This window comes from Comamonas guangdongensis, assembly GCF_041079535.1.
Classification (GTDB): domain Bacteria; phylum Pseudomonadota; class Gammaproteobacteria; order Burkholderiales; family Burkholderiaceae_C; genus Comamonas; species Comamonas guangdongensis.
This window is the reverse complement of sequence record NZ_JBFYGN010000016.1, coordinates 1-21,144: the sequence shown is the minus strand read 5'-3', so window position 1 is coordinate 21,144 and position 21,144 is coordinate 1. Positions and strand designations below refer to the sequence as shown.

General features: G+C 62.2%; 28 protein-coding genes and 1 tRNA gene. 26 read left to right on the top strand and 3 right to left on the bottom strand.

The genetic code is table 11. The features are described from left to right. Positions 1-106: 106 nt before the first annotated feature. Positions 107-805: an aquaporin Z gene (gene aqpZ, locus AB6724_RS14140; RefSeq protein ID WP_369339163.1), complete on the top strand. Its 699-nt coding sequence runs from the start codon at positions 107-109 to the stop codon at positions 803-805. 111 nt (positions 806-916) lie between these two features. Here aqpZ and glpK read toward each other — a convergent pair whose 3' ends face one another. From glpK to AB6724_RS14125, 3 genes are read right to left on the bottom strand one after another with little or no spacing between them, the layout of a single operon-like run. Further along, positions 917-2,413, bottom strand: a complete 1,497-nt coding sequence (glpK, locus tag AB6724_RS14135; protein WP_369339162.1) for a glycerol kinase GlpK — start codon at positions 2,411-2,413, stop codon at positions 917-919. Beyond that, positions 2,410-2,895, bottom strand: coding sequence for a GNAT family N-acetyltransferase (locus AB6724_RS14130; protein WP_369339161.1), 486 nt, complete (start codon positions 2,893-2,895; stop codon positions 2,410-2,412). Before AB6724_RS14130 ends, glpK begins: the two co-directional genes overlap by 4 nt. Further along, on the bottom strand, positions 2,892-3,656 hold the full coding sequence (locus tag AB6724_RS14125) for a DeoR/GlpR family DNA-binding transcription regulator (RefSeq protein ID WP_369339160.1): 765 nt from the start codon (positions 3,654-3,656) through the stop codon (positions 2,892-2,894). The genes AB6724_RS14130 and AB6724_RS14125 overlap by 4 nt, the downstream gene beginning before the upstream one ends. A gap of 232 nt (positions 3,657-3,888) precedes the next feature. Between AB6724_RS14125 and AB6724_RS14120 the strand changes: the two genes are divergently transcribed. The 25 genes from AB6724_RS14120 to AB6724_RS14000 all read left to right on the top strand — a co-directional run bounded on the left by AB6724_RS14120 (position 3,889) and on the right by AB6724_RS14000 (position 21,142). Continuing rightward, on the top strand, positions 3,889-4,965 hold the full coding sequence (locus AB6724_RS14120; RefSeq protein WP_369339159.1) for an ABC transporter ATP-binding protein: 1,077 nt from the start codon (positions 3,889-3,891) through the stop codon (positions 4,963-4,965). Next, complete coding sequence (locus tag AB6724_RS14115) at positions 4,966-6,048, top strand: ABC transporter ATP-binding protein (RefSeq protein WP_369339158.1); 1,083 nt, start codon at positions 4,966-4,968, stop codon at positions 6,046-6,048. After that, positions 6,045-6,941, top strand: a complete 897-nt coding sequence (locus AB6724_RS14110) for a carbohydrate ABC transporter permease (RefSeq protein ID WP_369339157.1) — start codon at positions 6,045-6,047, stop codon at positions 6,939-6,941. Before AB6724_RS14115 ends, AB6724_RS14110 begins: the two co-directional genes overlap by 4 nt. Next, positions 6,934-7,746, top strand: coding sequence for a carbohydrate ABC transporter permease (locus tag AB6724_RS14105; protein WP_369339156.1), 813 nt, complete (start codon positions 6,934-6,936; stop codon positions 7,744-7,746). Before AB6724_RS14110 ends, AB6724_RS14105 begins: the two co-directional genes overlap by 8 nt. A gap of 20 nt (positions 7,747-7,766) precedes the next feature. Then, on the top strand, positions 7,767-8,075 hold the full coding sequence (locus AB6724_RS14100; RefSeq protein WP_369339155.1) for a DUF2160 domain-containing protein: 309 nt from the start codon (positions 7,767-7,769) through the stop codon (positions 8,073-8,075). Positions 8,076-8,247: 172 nt separating this feature from the next. Then, positions 8,248-9,981, top strand: coding sequence for an ABC transporter substrate-binding protein (locus tag AB6724_RS14095; RefSeq protein ID WP_369339154.1), 1,734 nt, complete (start codon positions 8,248-8,250; stop codon positions 9,979-9,981). A gap of 231 nt (positions 9,982-10,212) precedes the next feature. Next, positions 10,213-11,808, top strand: a complete 1,596-nt coding sequence (locus tag AB6724_RS14090) for a glycerol-3-phosphate dehydrogenase/oxidase (RefSeq protein ID WP_369339153.1) — start codon at positions 10,213-10,215, stop codon at positions 11,806-11,808. 407 nt (positions 11,809-12,215) lie between these two features. After that, a complete protein-coding gene (rplN, locus tag AB6724_RS14085) occupies positions 12,216-12,584 on the top strand; it encodes a 50S ribosomal protein L14 (protein ID WP_003050500.1) in 369 nt (122 codons plus the stop codon). A 10-nt stretch (positions 12,585-12,594) separates the two neighbouring features. Next, positions 12,595-12,915: a 50S ribosomal protein L24 gene (rplX, locus tag AB6724_RS14080; protein WP_369339152.1), complete on the top strand. Its 321-nt coding sequence runs from the start codon at positions 12,595-12,597 to the stop codon at positions 12,913-12,915. A 10-nt stretch (positions 12,916-12,925) separates the two neighbouring features. After that, positions 12,926-13,465, top strand: coding sequence for a 50S ribosomal protein L5 (gene rplE / locus AB6724_RS14075; protein ID WP_369339151.1), 540 nt, complete (start codon positions 12,926-12,928; stop codon positions 13,463-13,465). An 8-nt stretch (positions 13,466-13,473) separates the two neighbouring features. Next, positions 13,474-13,779 carry a 30S ribosomal protein S14 gene (rpsN, locus tag AB6724_RS14070; RefSeq protein ID WP_158383722.1) on the top strand — a complete coding sequence of 102 codons (306 nt, stop codon included), beginning with the start codon at positions 13,474-13,476 and terminating at the stop codon, positions 13,777-13,779. Between the two features lie 20 nt (positions 13,780-13,799). Next, on the top strand, positions 13,800-14,195 hold the full coding sequence (gene rpsH / locus AB6724_RS14065; protein ID WP_369339150.1) for a 30S ribosomal protein S8: 396 nt from the start codon (positions 13,800-13,802) through the stop codon (positions 14,193-14,195). 25 nt (positions 14,196-14,220) lie between these two features. Continuing rightward, positions 14,221-14,754: a 50S ribosomal protein L6 gene (gene rplF / locus AB6724_RS14060; RefSeq protein WP_369339149.1), complete on the top strand. Its 534-nt coding sequence runs from the start codon at positions 14,221-14,223 to the stop codon at positions 14,752-14,754. 11 nt (positions 14,755-14,765) lie between these two features. Next, positions 14,766-15,131 carry a 50S ribosomal protein L18 gene (rplR, locus tag AB6724_RS14055; RefSeq protein ID WP_369339148.1) on the top strand — a complete coding sequence of 122 codons (366 nt, stop codon included), beginning with the start codon at positions 14,766-14,768 and terminating at the stop codon, positions 15,129-15,131. A gap of 15 nt (positions 15,132-15,146) precedes the next feature. Further along, positions 15,147-15,668: a 30S ribosomal protein S5 gene (gene rpsE / locus AB6724_RS14050; protein ID WP_369339147.1), complete on the top strand. Its 522-nt coding sequence runs from the start codon at positions 15,147-15,149 to the stop codon at positions 15,666-15,668. A 14-nt stretch (positions 15,669-15,682) separates the two neighbouring features. After that, positions 15,683-15,865, top strand: a complete 183-nt coding sequence (gene rpmD / locus AB6724_RS14045) for a 50S ribosomal protein L30 (RefSeq protein WP_369339146.1) — start codon at positions 15,683-15,685, stop codon at positions 15,863-15,865. Positions 15,866-15,876: 11 nt separating this feature from the next. Continuing rightward, positions 15,877-16,308 (top strand): 50S ribosomal protein L15, encoded by a 432-nt coding sequence (rplO, locus tag AB6724_RS14040; protein ID WP_369339145.1) that lies wholly within the window; start codon positions 15,877-15,879, stop codon positions 16,306-16,308. A 24-nt stretch (positions 16,309-16,332) separates the two neighbouring features. Beyond that, positions 16,333-17,646, top strand: coding sequence for a preprotein translocase subunit SecY (secY, locus tag AB6724_RS14035; RefSeq protein WP_369339144.1), 1,314 nt, complete (start codon positions 16,333-16,335; stop codon positions 17,644-17,646). A 117-nt stretch (positions 17,647-17,763) separates the two neighbouring features. Then, the gene (gene rpmJ, locus AB6724_RS14030; protein WP_003050535.1) at positions 17,764-17,877 is read left to right on the top strand and encodes a 50S ribosomal protein L36; all 114 of its coding nucleotides are present in this window, start codon (positions 17,764-17,766) and stop codon (positions 17,875-17,877) included. Positions 17,878-17,899: 22 nt separating this feature from the next. After that, a complete protein-coding gene (rpsM, locus tag AB6724_RS14025; RefSeq protein ID WP_188471084.1) occupies positions 17,900-18,265 on the top strand; it encodes a 30S ribosomal protein S13 in 366 nt (121 codons plus the stop codon). Between the two features lie 17 nt (positions 18,266-18,282). Continuing rightward, complete coding sequence (rpsK, locus tag AB6724_RS14020; RefSeq protein ID WP_066475647.1) at positions 18,283-18,687, top strand: 30S ribosomal protein S11; 405 nt, start codon at positions 18,283-18,285, stop codon at positions 18,685-18,687. 88 nt (positions 18,688-18,775) lie between these two features. Next, entirely contained in the window at positions 18,776-19,399 is a 624-nt protein-coding gene (gene rpsD / locus AB6724_RS14015) for a 30S ribosomal protein S4 (protein ID WP_369339143.1), read from the top strand. Positions 19,400-19,511: 112 nt separating this feature from the next. Further along, the gene (locus tag AB6724_RS14010) at positions 19,512-20,510 is read left to right on the top strand and encodes a DNA-directed RNA polymerase subunit alpha (RefSeq protein WP_003050542.1); all 999 of its coding nucleotides are present in this window, start codon (positions 19,512-19,514) and stop codon (positions 20,508-20,510) included. A 137-nt stretch (positions 20,511-20,647) separates the two neighbouring features. Next, a complete protein-coding gene (gene rplQ / locus AB6724_RS14005; RefSeq protein ID WP_369339142.1) occupies positions 20,648-21,028 on the top strand; it encodes a 50S ribosomal protein L17 in 381 nt (126 codons plus the stop codon). 40 nt (positions 21,029-21,068) lie between these two features. Next, positions 21,069-21,142 (top strand) — tRNA-Met (locus tag AB6724_RS14000). Positions 21,143-21,144 lie beyond the last annotated feature (2 nt).

The following is a 21,144-nucleotide window of genomic DNA, read 5'->3' as shown; positions in this document are numbered from 1 at the left end:
TTACTCCTGTGCTTTTCACGCTGCGTTTTTTAAGATGCACCGGTGCTGAATTCTGTGCCGCGTGGGGCCGCATGGATTGCGCACAGCAAGGATGGGGAGAGCAATCATGGCATCCAATGTCAAAAAATGGTCGGCGGAGTTTTTGGGCACTTTCTGGCTCACGTTTGGCGGCTGCGGCAGCGCGGTACTGGCGGCCGCGTTCCCCAATGTGGGCATAGGTCTGCTGGGCGTGTCGCTGGCCTTCGGCCTGACGGTGCTGACCGGAGCCTATGCCTTCGGTCCCGTGTCGGGCGGGCACTTCAATCCCGCGGTATCCGTGGGTCTGACCGTGGCCGGGCGCTTCCGCGCTGCCGAGCTGCCGGGCTACATCATCGCCCAGGTGCTGGGCGCGATTGTGGCGGCCGCGGTGCTGTATGCGATCGCCACGGGTCGGGCGGGCGCGCAGATCACCGATCTGGCCACCAACGGCTATGGCGAGCATTCGCCGGGCAAGTATTCGATGCTGGCCGCGTTGCTGACCGAGGTGGTGCTGACGGCCGTCTTTTTGCTGGTGATCCTGGGCTCCACCACCAGGAAGGCCGCCGCGGGCTTTGCGGGCATGAGCATAGGCCTGTGCCTGACGCTGATCCATCTGATCTCGATTCCCGTGACCAATACCTCGGTGAATCCGGCGCGCAGCACCGGCCCGGCGCTGTTCGGTCCGGCCATCGCACTGGAGCAGCTGTGGCTGTTCTGGCTGGCCCCCATCGTGGGCGCCATCCTAGGCGCGCTGATCCACAAGGCATTGCTGGGCGACGAGGAATAGGTCGAACGCCAGCGCATGCAAAAAGGGATGCCGCGGCATCCCTTTTTTTATAGGCCTCAAGCCTCAAACGCTGGGCTGGCCAGCGCCATCGGTTCTGGCTTCGATGGCGCTTCACTGGGCCGTGGTCTGGCGCACGGCCAGCTCCCAGCGCTGCATCAGCTCGTCGGCGCGGGCCTTGTCCAGCGTGGGCATGAAGCGGCGCTCGGCTTTCCACAGCGCCGACAGCTCTTCGGTGCTCTGGTACACGCCGGCCGACAGGCCCGCCAGATAGGCCGCGCCCAGGGCCGTGGTTTCCACGCAGGCCGGGCGCACCACGGGAATGCCCAGCAGATCGGCCTGGAACTGCATGAGCAGATTGTTCACGCAGGCGCCGCCGTCCACGCGCAGCTCGCTGACCGGCGTGCCGCCACTGGCCACGGCATCGCGGCTCATGGCCAGCAGCAGGGCCGCGCTCTGGTAGGCAATCGACTCCAGCGCCGCGCGCGCGATATGGGCGATGGTGGTGCCGCGCGTGAGGCCGGTGATGGTGCCGCGCGCCTCGGGCTGCCAGTAGGGTGCGCCCAGGCCGGTGAAGGCCGGCACCATCATCACGCCGCCCGAATCGGGCACGCTCTCGGCCAGCTGCTGCACCTGGCCGCTGTGCTCTATGGCGCGCAGGCCGTCGCGCAGCCACTGCACCACGGCGCCGCCCACGAACACGCTGCCCTCCAGGGCGAAGCGGGGGCTGGCCGTGGGCTGGGCCGCGGAGGTGGTCAGCAGGCCGTTGGTCGAGGTCTGGAATTTGCCGCCGGTGTGCATCAGCATGAAGCAGCCCGTGCCATAGGTGTTCTTGGCCATGCCGGCCGTGAAGCAGGCCTGACCGAACAGCGCGGCCTGCTGGTCGCCGGCCACGCCGCCGATCGCGATCTCGCCGCCCAGCAGCTCGGCCGTGGTCTTGCCGAAATCGGCGGCCGAGGGCAGGACCTCGGGCAGCAGGCTGGAGGGAATGTTGAGCGCGGCCAGCAGTTCCCGATCCCACTGGTTGGTGTGGACGTTGAACAGCATGGTGCGGCTGGCGTTGCTGACATCGGTCACATGGCGGCGGCCAGCGGTCAGCTGCCAGATCAGCCAGCTGTCCACCGTGCCGAAGGCCAGTTCGCCGGCCTCGGCCGCGGCGCGGGCACCGGGCACCTGGTCCAGCAGCCACTGCAGCTTGCTGCCCGAGAAATAGGCGTCGATCAGCAGCCCGGTCTTTTGTTGGATGGTGTCCGCCATGCCGGCCTCGCGCAGCGCCGCGCAGATGGGCTCGGCGCGGCGGTCCTGCCAGACGATGGCGTGGTGAATCGGGGCGCCGGTCCTGCGGTTCCAGACCACGGTGGTTTCGCGCTGGTTGGTGATGCCCACGGCGCGGATGTCGCGTGCCGTCAGACCCGCCTTGGTCAGGGCCTCCCTGGCCGTGGCCAGCTGGGTGCGCCAGATTTCCTGCGGGTCGTGCTCCACCCAGCCGGGGCGCGGGTAGATCTGGGGCAGCTCCTGCTGGGCCGAGGCCACGAGCCGTCCCTGGGCATCGAACACGATGGAGCGGGAGCTGGAAGTGCCCTGATCGAGGGCAAGCAGATAGGTCGTCATGATGTTCCTAGGGGCAGGACAAAGCGTGCCATCTCGGCCTGCTCGGTCCAGCCTTGCTGTGAGTAAAAGCCCCGTGCGTAGGACGAGCGCTGCCGGTTGTTGACCAGCCAGATGCGCAGACAGCCGCGGTCCCGCGCCGCCTGTGTCGCGGCCTCCAGCAACTGCTGGCCCAGGCCGGCGCCGCGCGCCCGCTCGGCGATGAACAGCTCGCTCACGTAGGCTTCCCAGCCCTGCAGCACCGCGACGGGCAGCCAGTGCACGGCGCAGTAGCCGCTGATGCGCTGGCGCGCATCCTCGGCCACCAGCAGCAGGCTGCGCCCGGCTTCGGCCTGCGCGCTGCTCAGCAGGGCCTCAACGGCTGCGCGGTTCTGGGCCGCGCTGCGGCCTTCGTAGGCCGGGAACCAGCCTATGCCCTGCAGCAGCTCGCCCAGGCCCGCGGCGTCCGTGGGCCTGGCCGGGCGAATCAGGGCTCCAGCGCTCATTGCGCAATCGTGCACTGCACCTCGGCGTCGCGCAGCAGTGCGTCAAAAGGTGCGGGCGGCTGGGCGTCGGTGAACAGGCGGTCGATCTGGTTCAGGCGCGCCAGCTCCACCATGGCCTGGCGGCGGAACTTGCTGTGGTCGGCGGCCAGCCAGACCTCGCGCGACTGGCCGATGATGGTCTGGGCCACCTTGACCTCGCGCAGGTCGAAGTCGCGCAGGCTGCCGTCGGGCTCTATGGCCGAGATGCCGATCACCGCGATATCCACCTTGAACTGGCGCATGAAATCCACGGCCGCCTCGCCCACGATGCCGCGGTCGCGTGTGCGCACCACGCCGCCCGCGACGATGACCTCGCAATCGGCGTTGCTGCTGAGGATGGCCGCCACATTGAGGTTGTTGGTGATCACGCGCAGGCCCTTGTGCTTGAGCAGGGCCTGGGCCACGGCCTCGGTGGTGGTGCCGATATTGAGGATCAGCGAGCAGCCGTTGGGAATGGCATCGGCCACGGCGCGCGCAATGCGCATCTTGCCTTCGGCGTGCAGCACCTGGCGCTGGGTATGGGCCAGGTTCTCCACGGTGGCGCTGGGCACGCGCACCCCGCCGTGAAAGCGTACCAGCAGGCCGGCATCGGCCAGCTTCTGGATGTCGCGCCTTATCGTTTGCAGCGTCACGCCCAGGCTGTCGGCCAGCTGCTCAACCGAGGTGGATTGGCGGGCACGGACTTCTTCAACGAGTTGCAATTGGCGAGGATTGGTGTTCACAGCGATTCCATGAGGGAGGCAAATGGCTGCGCCCGGTTATAGCGTATTTGTTGCGGCAGCATGACGCGGAAACATTTAAACGAATAAAAAAGAATAGGAACTAGGGAATATATCGATTAGTTCCGATCAAAAGGGAACAAAGAATGAAGCATCTCGCCCTTTCGAGTCTGCCGTGTGAGGGTGGTTTCCCGGAATGCCGCGTGCTGCCGACGGCGCGCAGAAAAGGGCTGCAGTGGAACTGGTTCTGGAAGGAATTGGCAAGCGGGCGGGGGCCGAAACCTGGCTGCACAGCATGGATCTGGCGTTGCGCGGCGGCGCCGTGACCGTGCTGCTGGGCGCCACCCAGGCGGGCAAGACCAGTCTGATGCGCATCATGGCGGGGCTGGATGCACCGAGCACCGGCCAGGTGCGCGTCGATGGCAGGAATGTGACCGGCATGCCCGTGCGCGAGCGCAACGTGGCCATGGTCTACCAGCAATTCATCAACTATCCCTCGCTCACGGTGGCCGACAACATCGCCTCGCCCCTCAAGCTGCGCGGCGACAGAAACGTAGCACAGCGCGTGCGCGAGCTGGCCGAAAGACTGCACATCGAGATGTTCCTGGACCGCTACCCGGCCGAGCTGTCGGGTGGCCAGCAGCAGCGCGTGGCGCTGGCGCGGGCCCTGGCCAAGGGTGCGCCGCTGATGCTGCTGGACGAGCCCCTGGTGAATCTTGACTACAAGCTGCGCGAGGAGCTGCGCGAGGAGCTTACGCAGCTGTTCGCGGCGGGGGAGTCCACCGTGGTCTACGCCACCACCGAGCCCGGCGAGGCCCTGCTGCTGGGCGGCTACACGGCCGTGCTCGATGGCGGCGAGCTGCTGCAGTACGGGCCCACGGCCGAGGTCTTCCACGCGCCGAACTCGCTGCGCGTGGCGCGCACTTTCAGCGACCCGCCCATGAATCTGCTGGCCGCGCAGGCCGTGGAGGATGGGCTGCGCCTGCCCGATGGCGCGCTGCTGCCGCGGGCCTTGCCCGATGCATTGCAGGGCGGCGCGCTGACCCTGGGCCTGCGCGCCAGTGCGCTGCGCCTGCAGGCCCAGCCGGGCGACCTGGCCGTACCGGGCCGCGTCGAGCTGGCCGAGATCTCGGGCTCGGACACCTTTGTGCACGCGGATACGCCCTGGGGCGAGCTGGTGGCGCAGGTCACCGGCGTGCACTACATCGCGCTGGGCAGCGCGCTGACGCTGTACCTGAACCCGGCGCAGGTCTATGTCTTCAACGCCGACGGCGCGCTGGCGCTGGCACCCGAACGGATGAAGAGGTCCTGAATGGCTTGCATAGAACTCGACCTCGCGCACTCCTACCTGCCCAAGCCGCGGCAGGACAGCGACTATGCGCTGCTGCCTTTGACAATGACTTTCGACGACGGCGGCGCCTATGCGCTGCTCGGGCCTTCGGGTTGCGGCAAGTCCACCATGCTGAACATCATGTCGGGCCTGCTCGTGCCGTCGCAGGGCCAGGTGCGGTTCGACGGCCGCGACGTGACGCGCGCCACGCCGCAGCAGCGCAACATCGCCCAGGTGTTCCAGTTCCCGGTGATCTACGACACCATGACCGTGGCCGAGAACCTGGCCTTTCCGTTGAAGAACCGCAAGCTGCCCGAGGAGCGCATCCGCCAGCGTGTGGGCCAGATCGCCGAGATGCTGGAGATGAGCGGCCAGTTGAACCAGCGCGCCGCGGGCCTGTCTGCCGACGCCAAGCAGAAGATCTCGCTGGGCCGCGGCCTGGTGCGCGAGGACGTGGCGGCCGTGCTGTTCGACGAGCCGCTCACGGTGATCGACCCGCACCTCAAGTGGCAGCTGCGGCGCAAGCTCAAGCAGATCCACCACGAGCTCAAGCTCACGCTGATCTATGTGACGCACGACCAGGTCGAGGCGCTGACCTTTGCCGATCAGGTGGTGGTGATGACGCGCGGCCGCGCCGTGCAGGTGGGCACGCCGGGTCAGCTGTTCGAGCGCCCGCAGCACGCCTTTGTCGGTCACTTCATAGGCTCTCCGGGCATGAACTTTCTGCCTTGCAAGGCCGGGGGAGGGCAGTTGACGGTCGCCGGCCATGTCCTGCCCGTGCAGCGCAGCCTGCCCGATGGCGCTCTGCAACTCGGGGTACGCCCCGAATACCTGGCGCTGGCCGCCGCAGGCCAGAGCGGCGCGCTGCCCTGTACCGTGGCCCGCGTACAGGATGTGGGCACCTATCAGATGCTGACCGCGACCATTGGCCCGCCCACTCATGCACAGGTCCTCAAGGTGCGCTGCACCAGCGCGCAGCAGCTGCCCGCCGTGGGCGAGACCGTGTGGCTGCAGGTGCTGGGAGAGCACACCTGCTTCTATCAACACGAGGAATTACTGGCATGAGTGCAACCACAAAACCGGTCAACCAGAAAGCCTGGTTCCTGATCCTGCCGGTGATCCTGTGCGTGGCCTTCTCGGCCATCCTGCCTTTGATGACGGTGGTGAACTACTCGGTGCAGGACATCATCTCGCCCGAGCGCCGCGTGTTCGTCGGCACCGAGTGGTTCGCCCAGGTGATGCGCGACGAGGAGCTGCACGGCGCGCTCTTGCGCCAGATCGGTTTCTCGCTGGCGGTGCTGGCGGTGGAGATCCCGCTGGGCATCTTGCTGGCGCTGGCCATGCCGGCCAAGGGCTGGAAGTCGTCCGCCGTGCTGGTGGCGGTGGCGCTGTCGCTGCTGATCCCGTGGAATGTGGTCGGCACCATCTGGCAGATCTACGGCCGGGCCGACATCGGCCTGCTGGGCGCGGCGCTGAACAAGCTGGGCCTTGACTACAGCTATACCGGCAATGCCACCCATGCCTGGCTCACGGTGCTGGCCATGGACGTGTGGCACTGGACGCCGCTGGTAGCGCTGCTGGGCTATGCGGGGCTGCGCTCGATTCCCGACGCCTACTACCAGGCCGCGCGCATCGACGGCGCGAGCAAGTTCGCGGTGTTCCGCTACATCCAGCTGCCCAAGATGCGCGGCGTGCTGATGATCGCGGTGCTGCTGCGCTTCATGGACAGCTTCATGATCTATACCGAACCCTTTGTGCTCACGGGCGGCGGACCGGGCAACGCGACCACCTTTCTGTCGCAATACCTGACGCAAAAGGCCGTGGGTCAGTTCGACCTGGGGCCGGCCGCCGCGTTCTCGCTGATCTATTTCCTCATCATCCTGCTGCTGTGCTTCATGCTCTACAACTGGATGCAGCGCGTGGGCACGGCAGACAAGGAAGGCACGGGTCATGAATGAGTCAAGATTCCAGAAGCGCACGCTGTTCCTGATCGCCTACCTGGTCTTCGCCGTGCTGCCCATCTACTGGATGGTCAACATGAGCTTCAAGACCAACGAGGAGATCCTGGCCAGCTTCTCGCTCTGGCCCCAGCACTTCACCTGGGACAACTACAAGACCATCTTCACTGACGAGAGCTGGTACTCGGGCTATATCAACAGCCTGATCTATGTGGCCATCAACACGGTGATCGCGCTGACCGTGGCGCTGCCGGCCGCCTATGCGTTCAGCCGCTACCAGTTCCTCGGCGACAAACATGTGTTCTTCTGGCTGCTGACCAACCGCATGACGCCGCCGGCCGTGTTCCTGCTGCCGTTCTTCCAGCTCTACACCACCGTGGGGCTGATGGACACGCATATCGCCGTGGCGCTGGCCCACCTGCTGTTCAACGTGCCGCTGGCGGTATGGATCCTCGAGGGCTTCATGAGCGGCATTCCGCGCGAGATCGACGAGACCGCCTATATCGACGGCTACTCCTTCCCGCGCTTCTTTCTCACCATCTTCCTGCCGCTGATCAAGGCCGGCGTGGGCGTGGCGGCGTTCTTCTGCTTCATGTTCAGCTGGGTGGAGCTGCTCTTGGCACGCACGCTGACCAGCGTCAACGCCAAGCCCATCGTGGCGACGATGACGCGCACGGTCAGCGCCTCGGGCATGGACTGGGCGACGCTGGCCGCGGCCGGTGTGCTGACCATCGTGCCCGGCGCCATCGTGATCTGGTTTGTGCGGCACTACATCGCGAAGGGCTTCGCGATGGGCCGCGTCTAACGGTTGAAGGGGGAAGCGCCATGTTCGATTGGATGGCCTGGACCACGCCGGTGGCGGTGTTCTTCAGCTGCATCGCTTTGATGCTGGTCGGCATGACGCTGTGGGAGGTCAAGTCTCCGACCGCGCTGCGCAAGGGTTTTCTGCCGATGGCGACCACGCGCGGCGACCGGCTCTTCATCGGCCTGCTCACGGCCGCCTATATCAATCTGGTCTGGGTGGGCCTGGGGGAGAAGATGGCGCAGTGGTTCTCGTTGGAGGCCGAGCCCACGGTGTGGATCAGCTTTGTGCTGTCCATGCTGGCGCTGGCGCTGGTGCTGCGCAAAGGCTAAGAAAAAGATAGCTGGCTGCGCTGGATGAATAAGCCTTTTGCCGCGAATAAACCCTGAAAACCTTGCCGGCTGAGCGCAAGAAGCTATCGCTTTGGATTCATGGTGCCTGCCCGATCCTCCCCAGAGGCCGGCGCCCCTATGCAAGCGGGGAGTTTCCTATGAGGAGACAGCAATGAAGATGCAGTTCAAGGCGATCGCATTCGCCGCCGCGGCTCTGGCTTTGGGACAGGCCGCGTGGGCCGGCGAGGCCGAGGCCAAGAAGTGGATCGACAGCGAGTTCCAGCCTTCCACGCTCTCCAAGGACCAGCAGATGGCCGAGATGAAATGGTTCATCGACGCCGCCAAGAAGCTGCAGGCCAAGGGCGTGAAGGAGATCTCGGTGGTCTCCGAAACCATCACCACCCACGAATACGAGAGCAAGACCCTGGCCAAGGCCTTCAGCGAGATCACGGGCATACAGGTCAAGCACGACCTGATCCAGGAGGGCGACGTGGTCGAGAAGCTGCAGACCTCGATGCAGTCGGGCAAGTCCATCTATGACGGCTGGATCTCCGACTCCGACCTGATAGGCACGCATTACCGCTACGGCAAGATCATGAACCTGAGCGACTACATGGCCGGCGCGGGCAAGGAGTGGACCAACCCGGGCCTAGACCTCAAGGACTTCATAGGCACCAGCTTCACCACCGCGCCCGACGGCAAGCTCTACCAGCTGCCCGACCAGCAGTTCGCCAACCTCTACTGGTTCCGCGCCGACCTGTTCGCGCGCAAGGACCTGCAGGACAAGTTCAAGGCCAAGTACGGCTATGACCTGGGCGTGCCCCAGAACTGGAGCGCCTACGAGGACATCGCCGAGTTCTTCACCAACGACGTCAAGCATGTCGACGGCAAGCCCATCTATGGCCATATGGACTACGGCAAGAAGGACCCGTCGCTGGGCTGGCGTTTCACCGATGCCTGGCTGTCCATGGCCGGCTCGGCCGACAAGGGCATTCCCAACGGCATGCCGGTGGACGAATGGGGCATCCGCGTGGCCGACGACAAGTGCACGCCCGTGGGGGCTTCGGTGTCGCGCGGCGGCGCCACCAACTCGCCGGCGGCCGTCTACGCTCTCACCAAGTACGTGGACTGGATGAAGAAATACGCGCCCAAGGAAGCCATGGGCATGACCTTTGGCGAATCCGGCCCCGTGCCCGCGCAAGGCCAGGTCGCGCAGCAGATCTTCTGGTACACGGCCTTCACGGCCGACATGACCAAGGCCGGTCTGCCGGTGGTGAATGCCGACGGCACGCCAAAGTGGCGCATGGCCCCCGGCCCGCACGGCCCGTACTGGAAGGACGGCATGCAGAACGGCTACCAGGACGTGGGCAGCTGGACCTTCTTCCAGGGCCACGATGCCAACCGCACGGCCGCTGCCTGGCTGTACGCGCAGTTCGTGACGGCCAAGACCACCTCGCTGAAGAAGTCCATCCAGGGCCTGACCTTCATCCGCGACTCCGATATCCGCAGCGAGTTCTTCACCAAGAACGCCAACAAGTACGGCGGCCTGATCGAGTTCTACCGCAGCCCGGCGCGCGTGGCCTGGACGCCCACCGGCACCAATGTGCCCGACTACCCCAAGCTCGCGCAGCTGTGGTGGAAGAACGTGGCCCAGGCCGTGACCGGCGAAAAGACGCCCCAGGGCGCGATGGATACGCTGGCTGAGGAGATGGACCAGGTGATGGGACGCCTGCAGCGCGCCGGCATGGAGCGCTGCGCGCCCAAGCTCAATCCCAAGGGCGATCCGGCCAAGTGGCTCAGCGACCAGCGCGCGCCCTGGAAGAAGCTGGGCAATGAAAAGCCCAAGGGCGAAACCATTGCCTACGACCGCCTGCTGCAGGCCTGGAAGGACGGCAAGGTGCGCTGATCGCAGCTGAGGCCAGGGAGCTGCCGAGCGCCCGCTCCCTGGCTTGCAAAACGATGAATACCCCCTGTTTGCACCTGAAAACGAAAAATGTCGAATTGAAAAATACAAAAACGAGTGAAAATATTGATCTCCTGCTTCCACCATGAACACATGCATGTGTGGTGTATCCGCCGCCGCTGTAGCCGGGTATGGCCCCGGTCATGCCGCCTTCGGCTCTTTTGTTGAAGATCAATGTCCCAAGCCGCCACTCCCTTGACTACCGACCGCGCCGCCTTGATGGCGCGCCTGTCCCTGTCCGAAACCTATGACCTGGCCATCATCGGCGGCGGGGCGACGGGCCTGGGCGTGGCCGTGGATGCGGCGGCGCGCGGCTTCAAGGTGGTGCTGCTGGAGTCCATGGACTTTGCCAAGGGCACGTCCTCGCGCGCCACCAAGCTGGTGCATGGCGGCGTGCGCTATCTGGCCCAGGGCAATATCTCGCTGGTGCGCGAGGCGCTGCACGAGCGCACCACGCTGCTGCACAATGCGCCGCACCTGGCCCAGCCGCTGGCCTTTGTCATGCCTTCGTACAAGCTGCTGGACACGCCTTTCTACGGCATAGGCCTGAAGATGTATGACGCTCTGGCCGGCAAGGCGGGTCTGGGAGCGACGGAATTCCTGTCCAGCGCCAAGACCGTGAAATACCTGCCCACGGTGCAGCAAAAAGGGCTCAAGGGCGGCGTCAAGTACTGGGACGGCCAGTTCGACGATGCGCGCCTGGCGCTGGCGCTGGCGCGCACGGCGGCGGCCAAGGGGGCTTTGCTCGTCAACTACTGCCCCGCAGAGAAGCTGATCTATGAACACCAGCAGGTCGCGGGCGTGATCTGCCGCGACCTGGAGTCGGGCCAGAGCTACACCGTGCGCGCCAAGTGCGTGGTCAATGCCACCGGTCCCTGGGTGGACCTGTTCCGCCAGCAGGATGCCGAGGCCCAGGGCAAGCCGGCCCGGCCCATGGTGGCGCCCAGCCAGGGCGTGCACGTGGTGGTGGATCGCGACTTTCTGCCCACCAACCATGCGCTTCTCGTGCCCAAGACGGCCGACGGCCGCGTGCTGTTCGCCGTGCCCTGGCTGGGCAAGGTGATTCTGGGCACCACCGACACGCCGCGCAACGACCTGGCGCGCGAGCCGCTGCCCTTTCCCGAGGAGCTGGACTTCATCCTCAGCGAGGCCGGCAAGTATTTGAACCGCCAGCCCACGCTGGCCGATGTGCGCAGCATGTGGGTGGGTCTGCGTCCCCTGGTCAAGCCCCAGGACGACGACGGCGAGAACACCAAGAAGATCAGCCGCGAGCACACCGTCATGTCCAGCAAGACCGGCCTGGTCACGGTGACGGGCGGCAAGTGGACCACCTACCGCGCCATGGCCGAGGATGTGCTGGCCGAGTGCGTGCAGATCGGCCGCCTGCCCGGCCGTCCCGCGGGCGTGACCATGCACCTGCCGCTGGCCGGGGCTCCTGCCGCATCCGCCGTGCAGCATGGCATGGACCAGGCCCAGGGCCTGCACTCCTACGGCACCGATGCGGCGGCCGTGGCGGCGCTGCCGGGCGCCAGGAACTGGCTGATGGAGGGCCTGTCCGAAGCCATGGTGCGCTTTGCCGCGCGCTTCGAATACGCGCGCACGGTGGAAGACATGCTGGCGCGCCGCAGCCGCCTGCTTTTCCTCGATGCGCGCAAGGCCGCCGAGCTGGCACCGCGCGTGGCGGCCATCCTCACCGAGGAGCTGGGGCGCGATGCGCACCTGAACGACTTCCTGGCGCTGGCCAAGCAGTATCTGCCCACCGAGTCCTGAGCCGCTGCAGCGGCTGTGGCTGACCCGCAACAGCCGTACTGCGCTCGTAAAACATGAGCTTAAAGCGCATGTGAGTAATGAATTTCAAGATGAATATTGTTTTAAATCAATTACTTGCATGCGCAACGTGCTATGGTTTTGTTCTGGGATCCTGCTTTGCGGGGAGATCCGGTCCGGAGCCTGCGGGATGGGTGCGGTTATAGCCGGCTAAGGGCTTGACGCAAAAAGGAAATCCTGCGACAATCCCCTGCTTCGCGTGTAAAAACGTGAAGTGTTCTGCCCAGTGGAAGCATCGCGAAATGGTTCGTGATGTGGACGACGGGCCCAAGACTGACTGGCTGCTTGATCGGCCCTTGAGAAGACTCTGGGGCTGTCGGGCGTTGCTGGAGCAAGTTGGGAATATTGAAATGATCCAAACAGAATCTCGGTTAGAGGTTGCCGACAACACCGGCGCGAAGTCTGTTCAGTGCATTAAGGTGCTGGGCGGTTCTCATCGTCGCTACGCGAGTGTTGGTGACATCATCAAGGTGAGCGTCAAGGAAGCAGCTCCTCGTGGTCGCGTCAAAAAAGGCGAGATCTACAGTGCTGTGGTGGTGCGCACCGCCAAGGGCATCCGTCGTGCAGACGGTTCGCTCGTGAAGTTCGACGGCAATGCCGCCGTGCTGCTGAACGCCAAGCTGGAGCCCATCGGCACCCGCATCTTTGGCCCCGTGACTCGTGAACTGCGTACCGAAAAGTTCATGAAGATCGTGTCCCTGGCCCCTGAAGTTCTCTAAAGGAAGCACCATGAACAAGATTCGCAAGGGCGACCAAGTCATCGTGCTGACCGGCCGTGACAAAGGCAAGCAAGGCGTGGTCTCGGCTCGCACGGACGACTCCCACCTGTTGATCGATGGCATCAACCTGGTGAAGAAGCACACCAAGCCGAACCCCATGAAGGGTACAACCGGCGGCATCGTGGAAAAGGCCATGCCTATCCACCAGTCCAACGTGGCGATTTTCAACGCCGCTACGGGCAAGGCTGACCGCGTGGGCATCAAGGTGAACGCCGACGGCGCACGTGTTCGCGTGTTCAAGTCCAATGGCGCTGAAATCAAGGCCGCCTAAGGAGTAACACATGGCACGACTGCAAAAACTCTATCGCGAAAAGATCGCGGCCGAACTCAAGGAAAAGTTCGGTTACACCTCCGCTATGGAAGTGCCCCGCCTGACCAAGATCACCCTGAACATGGGTGTGAGCGAAGCCGTGGCCGACAAGAAGGTGATGGACAACGCCGTGGCTGACCTGACCAAGATTGCTGGTCAGAAGCCTGTGGTGACCAAGGCCAAGAAGGCTATCGCTGGTTTCAAGATCCGCGAAGGCCAAGCTATCGGCTGCATGGTGACCCTGCGTGGCGTTCAGATGTATGAATTCCTGGACCGTTTCGTCACCGTGGCTCTGCCCCGCGTGCGTGACTTCCGTGGTATCTCCGGCCGTTCCTTCGACGGTCGCGGCAACTACAACGTCGGCGTCAAGGAACAGATCATCTTCCCCGAAATCGAATACGACAAGGTGGATGCTCTGCGTGGTCTGAACATCAGCATCACGACGACCGCTAAGAGCGACGACGAGTGCAAGGCACTGCTCGCTGCGTTCAAATTCCCCTTCAAGAACTGAGGTGGCGCATGGCTAAAGTTGCAATGATTCAGCGCGAACTGAAGCGCGAAAAGCTGGCAGCCAAGTACGCTGCCAAGTACGCAGAACTGAAGGCAATCGCCGGCGACGCCAAGCGTTCCGACGAAGAGCGCGATGCCGCTCGCCTGGGCCTGCAAAAGCTGCCCCGTAACTCGAACCCCACTCGCCAACGCAACCGTTGCGAGATCACGGGCCGTCCTCGTGGCACCTTCCGTCAATTCGGTCTGGGCCGCGCCAAGGTGCGTGAATTGGCCTTCGCTGGCGACATCCCCGGTGTCACCAAGGCCAGCTGGTAAGCAAGCAGGAGAGATTAAACATGAGCATGAGTGATCCCATCGCTGACTTGCTGACCCGCATCCGTAACGCACAAATGGTCTCCAAGGCCACCGTGTCGGCTCCTTCCTCCAAGGTCAAGGTTGCCATCGCCAAAGTGCTGAAGGAAGAAGGCTATATCGACGGTTTCGAAGTGAAGTCCGAAGGTGGCAAGTCCGAACTCGAAATTACCCTGAAGTACTACGCCGGTCGCCCTGTGATCGAGCGTATCGAACGTGTGAGCCGTCCCGGCCTGCGCGTTTACAAGGGTCGTCACGCAATCCCTCAGGTCCAGAACGGCCTGGGTGTGGCCATCGTCACTACGCCCCAGGGTGTGATGACCGATCGCAAAGCACGTGCTGCCGGTGTCGGCGGTGAAGTGCTGTGCTATGTGGCCTAACGGACATTGAAGGAGAAATACTGAAATGTCTCGCGTAGCAAAAGCAAATGTGACCATCCCCGCTGGCGTGGATGTGTCTATCAATGCTGATTCCATCAAGGTCAAGGGCAAGGGCGGCGATCTGTCGCTGGCCCTGAACAGCCAAGTGGTCATCGGCAACAACGACGGCAAGCTGTCCTTCGCTCCTGTCAACGATTCCCGTGAAGCTGACGCTCTGGCCGGTACTTTCCGCCAGCTGGTCAACAACATGGTCAAGGGCGTGACTGAAGGCTTCGAGAAGAAGCTGACGCTGATTGGCGTGGGCTACAAGGCCGCTGCTCAAGGTTCCAAGCTGAACCTGGCTGTGGGCTTCTCGCACCCCGTCAACTTCGAGATGCCTGCCGGTATCACTATCGCTACCCCCACTCCGACCGAAATCGTGATCAAGGGTGCTGACCGCCAAGCTGTCGGTCAATTGGCTGCTGAGATCCGCGCCGTTCGTCCTCCCGAGCCTTACAAGGGCAAGGGCATTCGCTATGCGAATGAGAAGGTCGTGATCAAAGAGACCAAGAAGAAGTAAGGAGCTGCATGATGTTGAACAAGAAAGAGCAGCGTCTGCGCCGTGCCCGTCAGACTCGCATCCGCATTGCCCAGCAAGGCGTGGCGCGTCTGAGCGTGAACCGTACCAACCTCCATATCTACGCCTCCGTGGTGTCGGAAGATGGCACCAAGGTGCTGGCTTCGGCCTCCACTGCAGAAGCCGAAGTGCGTTCGCAACTCGGCGCCGCAGGCAAGGGTGGCAACGTGGCTGCCGCTACGCTGATCGGCAAGCGCATTGCTGAGAAGGCTAAGGCTGCTGGCGTTGAGAAAGTGGCTTTCGACCGCGCCGGTTTCGCATACCACGGCCGCGTGAAGGCTTTGGCAGAAGCCGCTCGCGAAGCGGGCCTGCAGTTCTAAGCGGAGCGGATAGAAATGGCAAAGTTTTCCCCCAAGGTGCAAGACGAAGGTCGTGACGACGGTCTGCGCGAAAAAATGATCGCGGTGAACCGCGTCACCAAGGTTGTGAAGGGCGGTCGTATCCTCGGCTTCGCTGCACTGACCGTGGTTGGCGACGGTGATGGCCGCGTTGGCATGGGCAAGGGCAAGTCCAAGGAAGTGCCTGCTGCCGTGCAAAAGGCGATGGAAGAATCCCGTCGCAACATGATCAAGGTGTCCCTGAAGGACGGCACGATCCATCACACCGTGATGGGTCACCATGGTGCAGCATCCGTGATGCTGAACCCCGCCCCCAAGGGTACCGGCATCATCGCAGGCGGCCCGATGCGTGCCGTCTTCGAAGTGCTGGGCATCACCGACATCGTGGCCAAGAGCCATGGCTCGTCGAATCCCTACAACATGGTCCGCGCAACTTTCGACGCTCTGAAGAATTCCACGACCCCCGCGGAAGTGGCTGCAAAGCGTGGCAAGTCCGTTGAAGACATCTTCGCGGCCTGATCGGAGTCAAGCACATGACAACGCAACAAACCGTCAAGGTGCAGCTGGTGCGTAGCCCCATCGGCACCAAGCAAGATCACCGCGCTACCGTGCGCGGCCTGGGTCTGCGCAAGCTGAACAGCATCAGCGAACTGAAGGACACTCCCGAAGTGCGCGGCATGATTAACAAGATCAGCTATCTGGTCAAAGTCCTCTGAAAGGATTGATGATGGAACTCAATAGCATCAAGCCTGCAGACGGCGCCAAGCACGCCAAGCGCCGTGTTGGCCGCGGTATCGGTTCCGGTCTGGGTAAGACCGCCGGTCGTGGTCACAAGGGCCAGAAGTCGCGTTCGGGTGGCTACCACAAGGTGGGCTTCGAAGGCGGTCAAATGCCTCTGCAGCGCCGTCTGCCCAAGCGTGGCTTCAAGTCGCATCTGCTAAAGTTCAATGCAGAAGTGACCCTGTCCGAGCTGGAACAGCTCGGCCTGGCCGAAGTCGATCTGGCTGCCCTGAAGCAAGCCGGTCTGGTGGGTGCAATCGCCAAGGTGGTCAAGGTCATCAAGAGCGGCGAACTCACCAAGGCTGTCAAGCTCAACGGTATCGGCGCTACTGCCGGTGCCAAGGCCGCCATCGAAGCTGCCGGTGGCAGCATCGCCTGATTAAAGTTCTGAAAGAAGACATCCGTGGCTACTAGCGCAGCTCAAATTGCAAAGACCGGGAAATTCGGCGATCTTCGTCGTCGTCTGGTTTTTCTGTTGCTCGCGCTGGTCGTATACCGTATCGGGGCACATATCCCCGTGCCTGGTATCGATCCAGTGCAGCTGCAGCAGCTGTTCAATGGCCAGCAGGGCGGCATTCTCAATCTGTTCAACATGTTCTCGGGTGGGGCGCTTTCGCGCTTCACGGTGTTCGCACTGGGGATCATGCCGTACATCTCGGCATCGATCATCATGCAGCTCATGACCTATGTGGTCCCGACATTCGAGCAGATGAAAAAGGAAGGTGAAGCGGGTCGTCGCAAGATTACCCAGTACACCCGCTACGGCACTCTGGGCCTGGCGATTTTTCAGTCCTTGGGAATTGCTGTCGCCTTGGAAAGCTCGGCAGGTCTGGTTCTGAGCTCGGGTTTTGGCTTCCGCATGACTGCGGTGGTCAGCCTCACGGCCGGCACCATGTTCCTGATGTGGCTCGGTGAACAGATCACGGAACGTGGTCTGGGCAACGGTATCTCGATACTGATTTTTGGCGGTATCGCCGCAGGTCTGCCGAGCTCCATCGGCGGTCTGCTGGAACTGGTGCGCACCGGTGCCATGAGCATCCTGGCGGCTATCTTCATTGTCCTCGTGGTGGCAGCCGTGACGTATTTCGTCGTGTTTGTCGAGCGAGGCCAACGCAAGATCTTGGTGAATTACGCACGCCGACAAGTCGGCAACAAGGTGTATGGCGGTCAGTCTTCGCACTTGCCGCTGAAGCTGAACATGGCGGGGGTCATTCCTCCCATCTTCGCTTCCTCGATCATCTTGCTGCCCGCTACGGTGGTGAATTGGTTCAGTGCAGGGGAATCCATGCGCTGGCTGAAGGATATTGCGAGCACGTTGACCCCTGGTCAGCCGATCTATGTCATCCTTTATGCTGCCGCGATCATTTTCTTCTGCTTCTTCTACACGGCCCTGGTCTTCAACAGCCGGGAAACCGCCGACAACCTGAAGAAGAGTGGCGCTTTCATCCCCGGGATTCGTCCTGGCGAACAGACAGCCCGCTACATTGACAAGATTCTGGTTCGCCTGACCCTGGCTGGTGCGATCTACATTACCTTCGTGTGCTTGTTGCCCGAATTCCTGATCCTGAAGTACAACGTTCCGTTCTACTTCGGTGGTACATCGCTGCTGATCATTGTGGTCGTGACGATGGACTTCATGGCGCAAGTGCAGAACTACGTGATGTCGCAGCAATACGAGTCGCTCCTGAAAAAGGCGAACTTTAAGGCTGGTATTTGATGACAAGGCTGCCCGGGTGGGCAGCCTGCCAAAAGTTAGTAGACGCCCATCGCTCTGTCGCGGGCATCGTTCCCGGTCGACAGGCCGATAGTGGATGGAAAGTTTTAGGAGAATAGAATGAGAGTTTCGGCTTCGGTCAAGAAAATCTGCCGTAACTGCAAGATCATCCGCCGCAAAGGTGTTGTGCGCGTGATCTGCACTGACCAGCGCCACAAGCAGCGCCAAGGTTGATTGAAAGCATTAGAGGACTAATATGGCACGTATTGCTGGCATTAACATCCCGCCGCACAAGCATGCTGAAATCGGCCTGACCGCCATCTTTGGCATCGGTCGCACTACAGCTCGCAAGATCTGCGAAGCATGCGGTATTGAATATTCCAAGAAGATCAAGGATCTGACGGACGCCGATCTGGAAAAGATCCGCGACCAGTTGGCTCCCCTGACCCTGGAAGGCGACCTGCGTCGCGAAACCACGATGAACATCAAGCGTTTGATGGACATCGGCTGCTACCGCGGTTTCCGTCATCGTCGCGGCCTGCCCATGCGCGGTCAACGTACCCGCACGAACGCCCGTACTCGCAAGGGTCCGCGCAAGGGTGCAGCGGCTCTGAAGAAATAAGAGATTGAAAGATCATTATGGCTAAATCTCCCGCTAACAACGCAGCTGCTCGCGTTCGCAAGAAGGTTCGTAAGAACATTTCGGACGGCATTGCACACGTGCACGCTTCGTTCAACAACACGATCATCACCATTACCGACCGTCAAGGCAACGCTCTGTCGTGGGCTTCGTCGGGCGGCCAGGGCTTCAAGGGTTCGCGTAAGTCGACTCCCTTCGCAGCTCAGGTGGCTTCGGAAGTGGCTGGTCGTGCTGCCATCGAACAGGGCATCAAGAACCTGGACGTTGAAATCAAGGGTCCCGGTCCCGGCCGTGAATCCTCGGTTCGCGCCCTGGGTGCTCTGGGCATCCGCATCACTTCCATCTCGGACGTGACGCCGGTTCCCCACAACGGCTGCCGCCCTCAAAAGCGTCGTCGTATCTAATCTTTCTCAAGCCCACCGCCGCCCAGGTGCATTAGCATCGCGGGCGGCTCCCGTGTTTGCGCACGGTAGATGACACAAAGGAAATCAAGTGGCACGTTTTATCGGCCCCAAGGCCAAGCTCTCCCGCCGCGAAGGCACCGATCTGTTCCTGAAGAGCGCTCGTCGCTCCATCGCTGACAAGGCAAAGTTCGACAGCAAGCCTGGTCAGCATGGCCGCACTTCGGGTCAGCGCACTTCGGACTACGGTCTGCAACTGCGTGAAAAGCAGAAGGTCAAGCGCATGTACGGCGTGCTGGAAAAGCAATTCCGCCGCTACTTCGAAGCTGCCGAGCGCAAGCGCGGCAACACCGGCGCCAACCTGCTGACTCTGCTGGAATCGCGTCTGGACAACGTCGTGTATCGCATGGGCTTCGGCTCCACGCGCGCTGAAGCACGCCAGCTGGTCTCTCACAAGGCCATCACCGTGAACGGCCAGTCCGTGAACATTCCCTCTTTCTCCGTGAAGGCAGGTGATGTGGTTGCTCTGCGTGAAAAGTCCAAGAAGCAGGCTCGCGTTGTCGAAGCCCTGCAACTGGCTGGTCAAGTGGGCTTCCCCGCATGGGTGGAAGTGTCTGCTGACAAGGCTGAAGGCACTTTCAAGAAGTCTCCTGACCGCGATGAATTCGCGTCCGACATCAACGAATCCCTGATCGTTGAGTTGTACTCGCGTTAATCCTTAGCAGCGACATTTCTGTAAACCGTCCCCACGGCGCGAGGCATCGCGCCGTGGGTGCTTCACCAGCCTTACCGGTGTAACGAGCCGAGGGTATTGAGAGGAAGTCTGCATGCAAACGAATTTGCTGAAACCCAAGACAATCAATGTCGAACAACTTGGTCACAACCGTGCCAAGGTGGTTCTGGAGCCGTTTGAGCGTGGCTACGGCCATACGCTGGGCAACGCCCTGCGCCGTGTTCTGCTCTCCTCCATGGTGGGTTACGCAGCGACGGAAGTGACGATTGCTGGAGTGCTGCATGAGTACTCCTCCATCGACGGTGTCCAGGAAGATGTGACCAACATCCTGCTGAACCTCAAGGGTGTGGTGTTCAAGCTGCACAACCGTGACGAAGTCACCCTGAGCCTGCGCAAGGATGGCGAAGGCGTGGTCACGGCCCGTGACATCCAGACCCCCCATGACGTTGAAATCGTCAATCCTGATCATGTGATCGCCCATCTGTCGCAAGGCGGCAAGCTGGACATGCAGATCAAGGTGGAAAAAGGCCGCGGCTATGTGCCCGGCAACGTGCGCCGCTACGGTGACGAGTCGACCAAGTCGATCGGCCGTATCGTGCTCGACGCTTCGTTCTCGCCCGTCAAGCGCGTGAGCTATGCCGTCGAATCCGCACGTGTGGAACAGCGTACCGATCTGGACAAGCTGGTCCTGGAAATCGAAACCAACGGTGCCATCACCGCTGAAGACGCAGTGCGCGCATCCGCCAAGATCCTGGTGGAACAGCTGGCCGTGTTCGCGCAGCTCGACGGTGGCGACATCGCCAGCGTGTTCGACGCTCCTGCCGGTGGCCGCGGCGCTGCCACGTCCTTCGATCCCATCCTGCTGCGTCCCGTGGACGAGCTCGAGCTCACCGTGCGTTCTGCCAACTGCCTCAAGGCAGAGAACATCTACTACATCGGTGACCTCATCCAGCGTACCGAAAACGAGCTGCTCAAGACCCCCAACCTGGGTCGCAAGTCGCTCAACGAGATCAAGGAAGTCCTGGCTTCCCGCGGTCTGACGCTGGGCATGAAGCTCGAGAACTGGCCGCCTGCTGGCCTGGAAAAGCGTTAATTGCTACAATAGCGGGCTCTGCCGAGATCTTAGGTCTTGGCAAGAAGCCCAAGTGCCTCGGGCAGTACCTGATACGGCTGCCCGAATTAATTTAATAAAGATCTCCGGATAAAAACGGGGAGCAAAGGAAAAGCACCATGCGTCACGGCAACGGCCTCCGCAAACTGAACCGCACTTCTGCACACCGCAAGGCAATGCTGCAGAACATGATGAACTCGCTGATCGAGCACGAAGCCATCAAGACTACGGTCCCCAAGGCCAAGGAACTGCGTCGCGTCATCGAGCCCATGATCACTCTGGCCAAGGTGGACACCGTGGCCAATCGCCGTCTGGCTTTCGACCGCCTGCGCGACCGCGACAGCGTGACCAAGCTGTTCAACGTGCTGGGTCCCCGCAACGCCAAGCGTCCCGGTGGCTACACACGTATCCTGAAGATGGGCTTCCGCGTGGGCGACAACGCCCCCATGGCCTATGTGGAACTGGTTGAAGTGGCTGAAGAAGCTGCCAAGGCTGAATAAACAAGAGTGGGCGTAAAAGCCTGCTATAATTTGGAATTGCCGCGCGATGGAGCAGTCTGGTAGCTCGTTGGGCTCATAACCCAAAGGTCGGAGGTTCAAATCCTTCTCGCGCAACC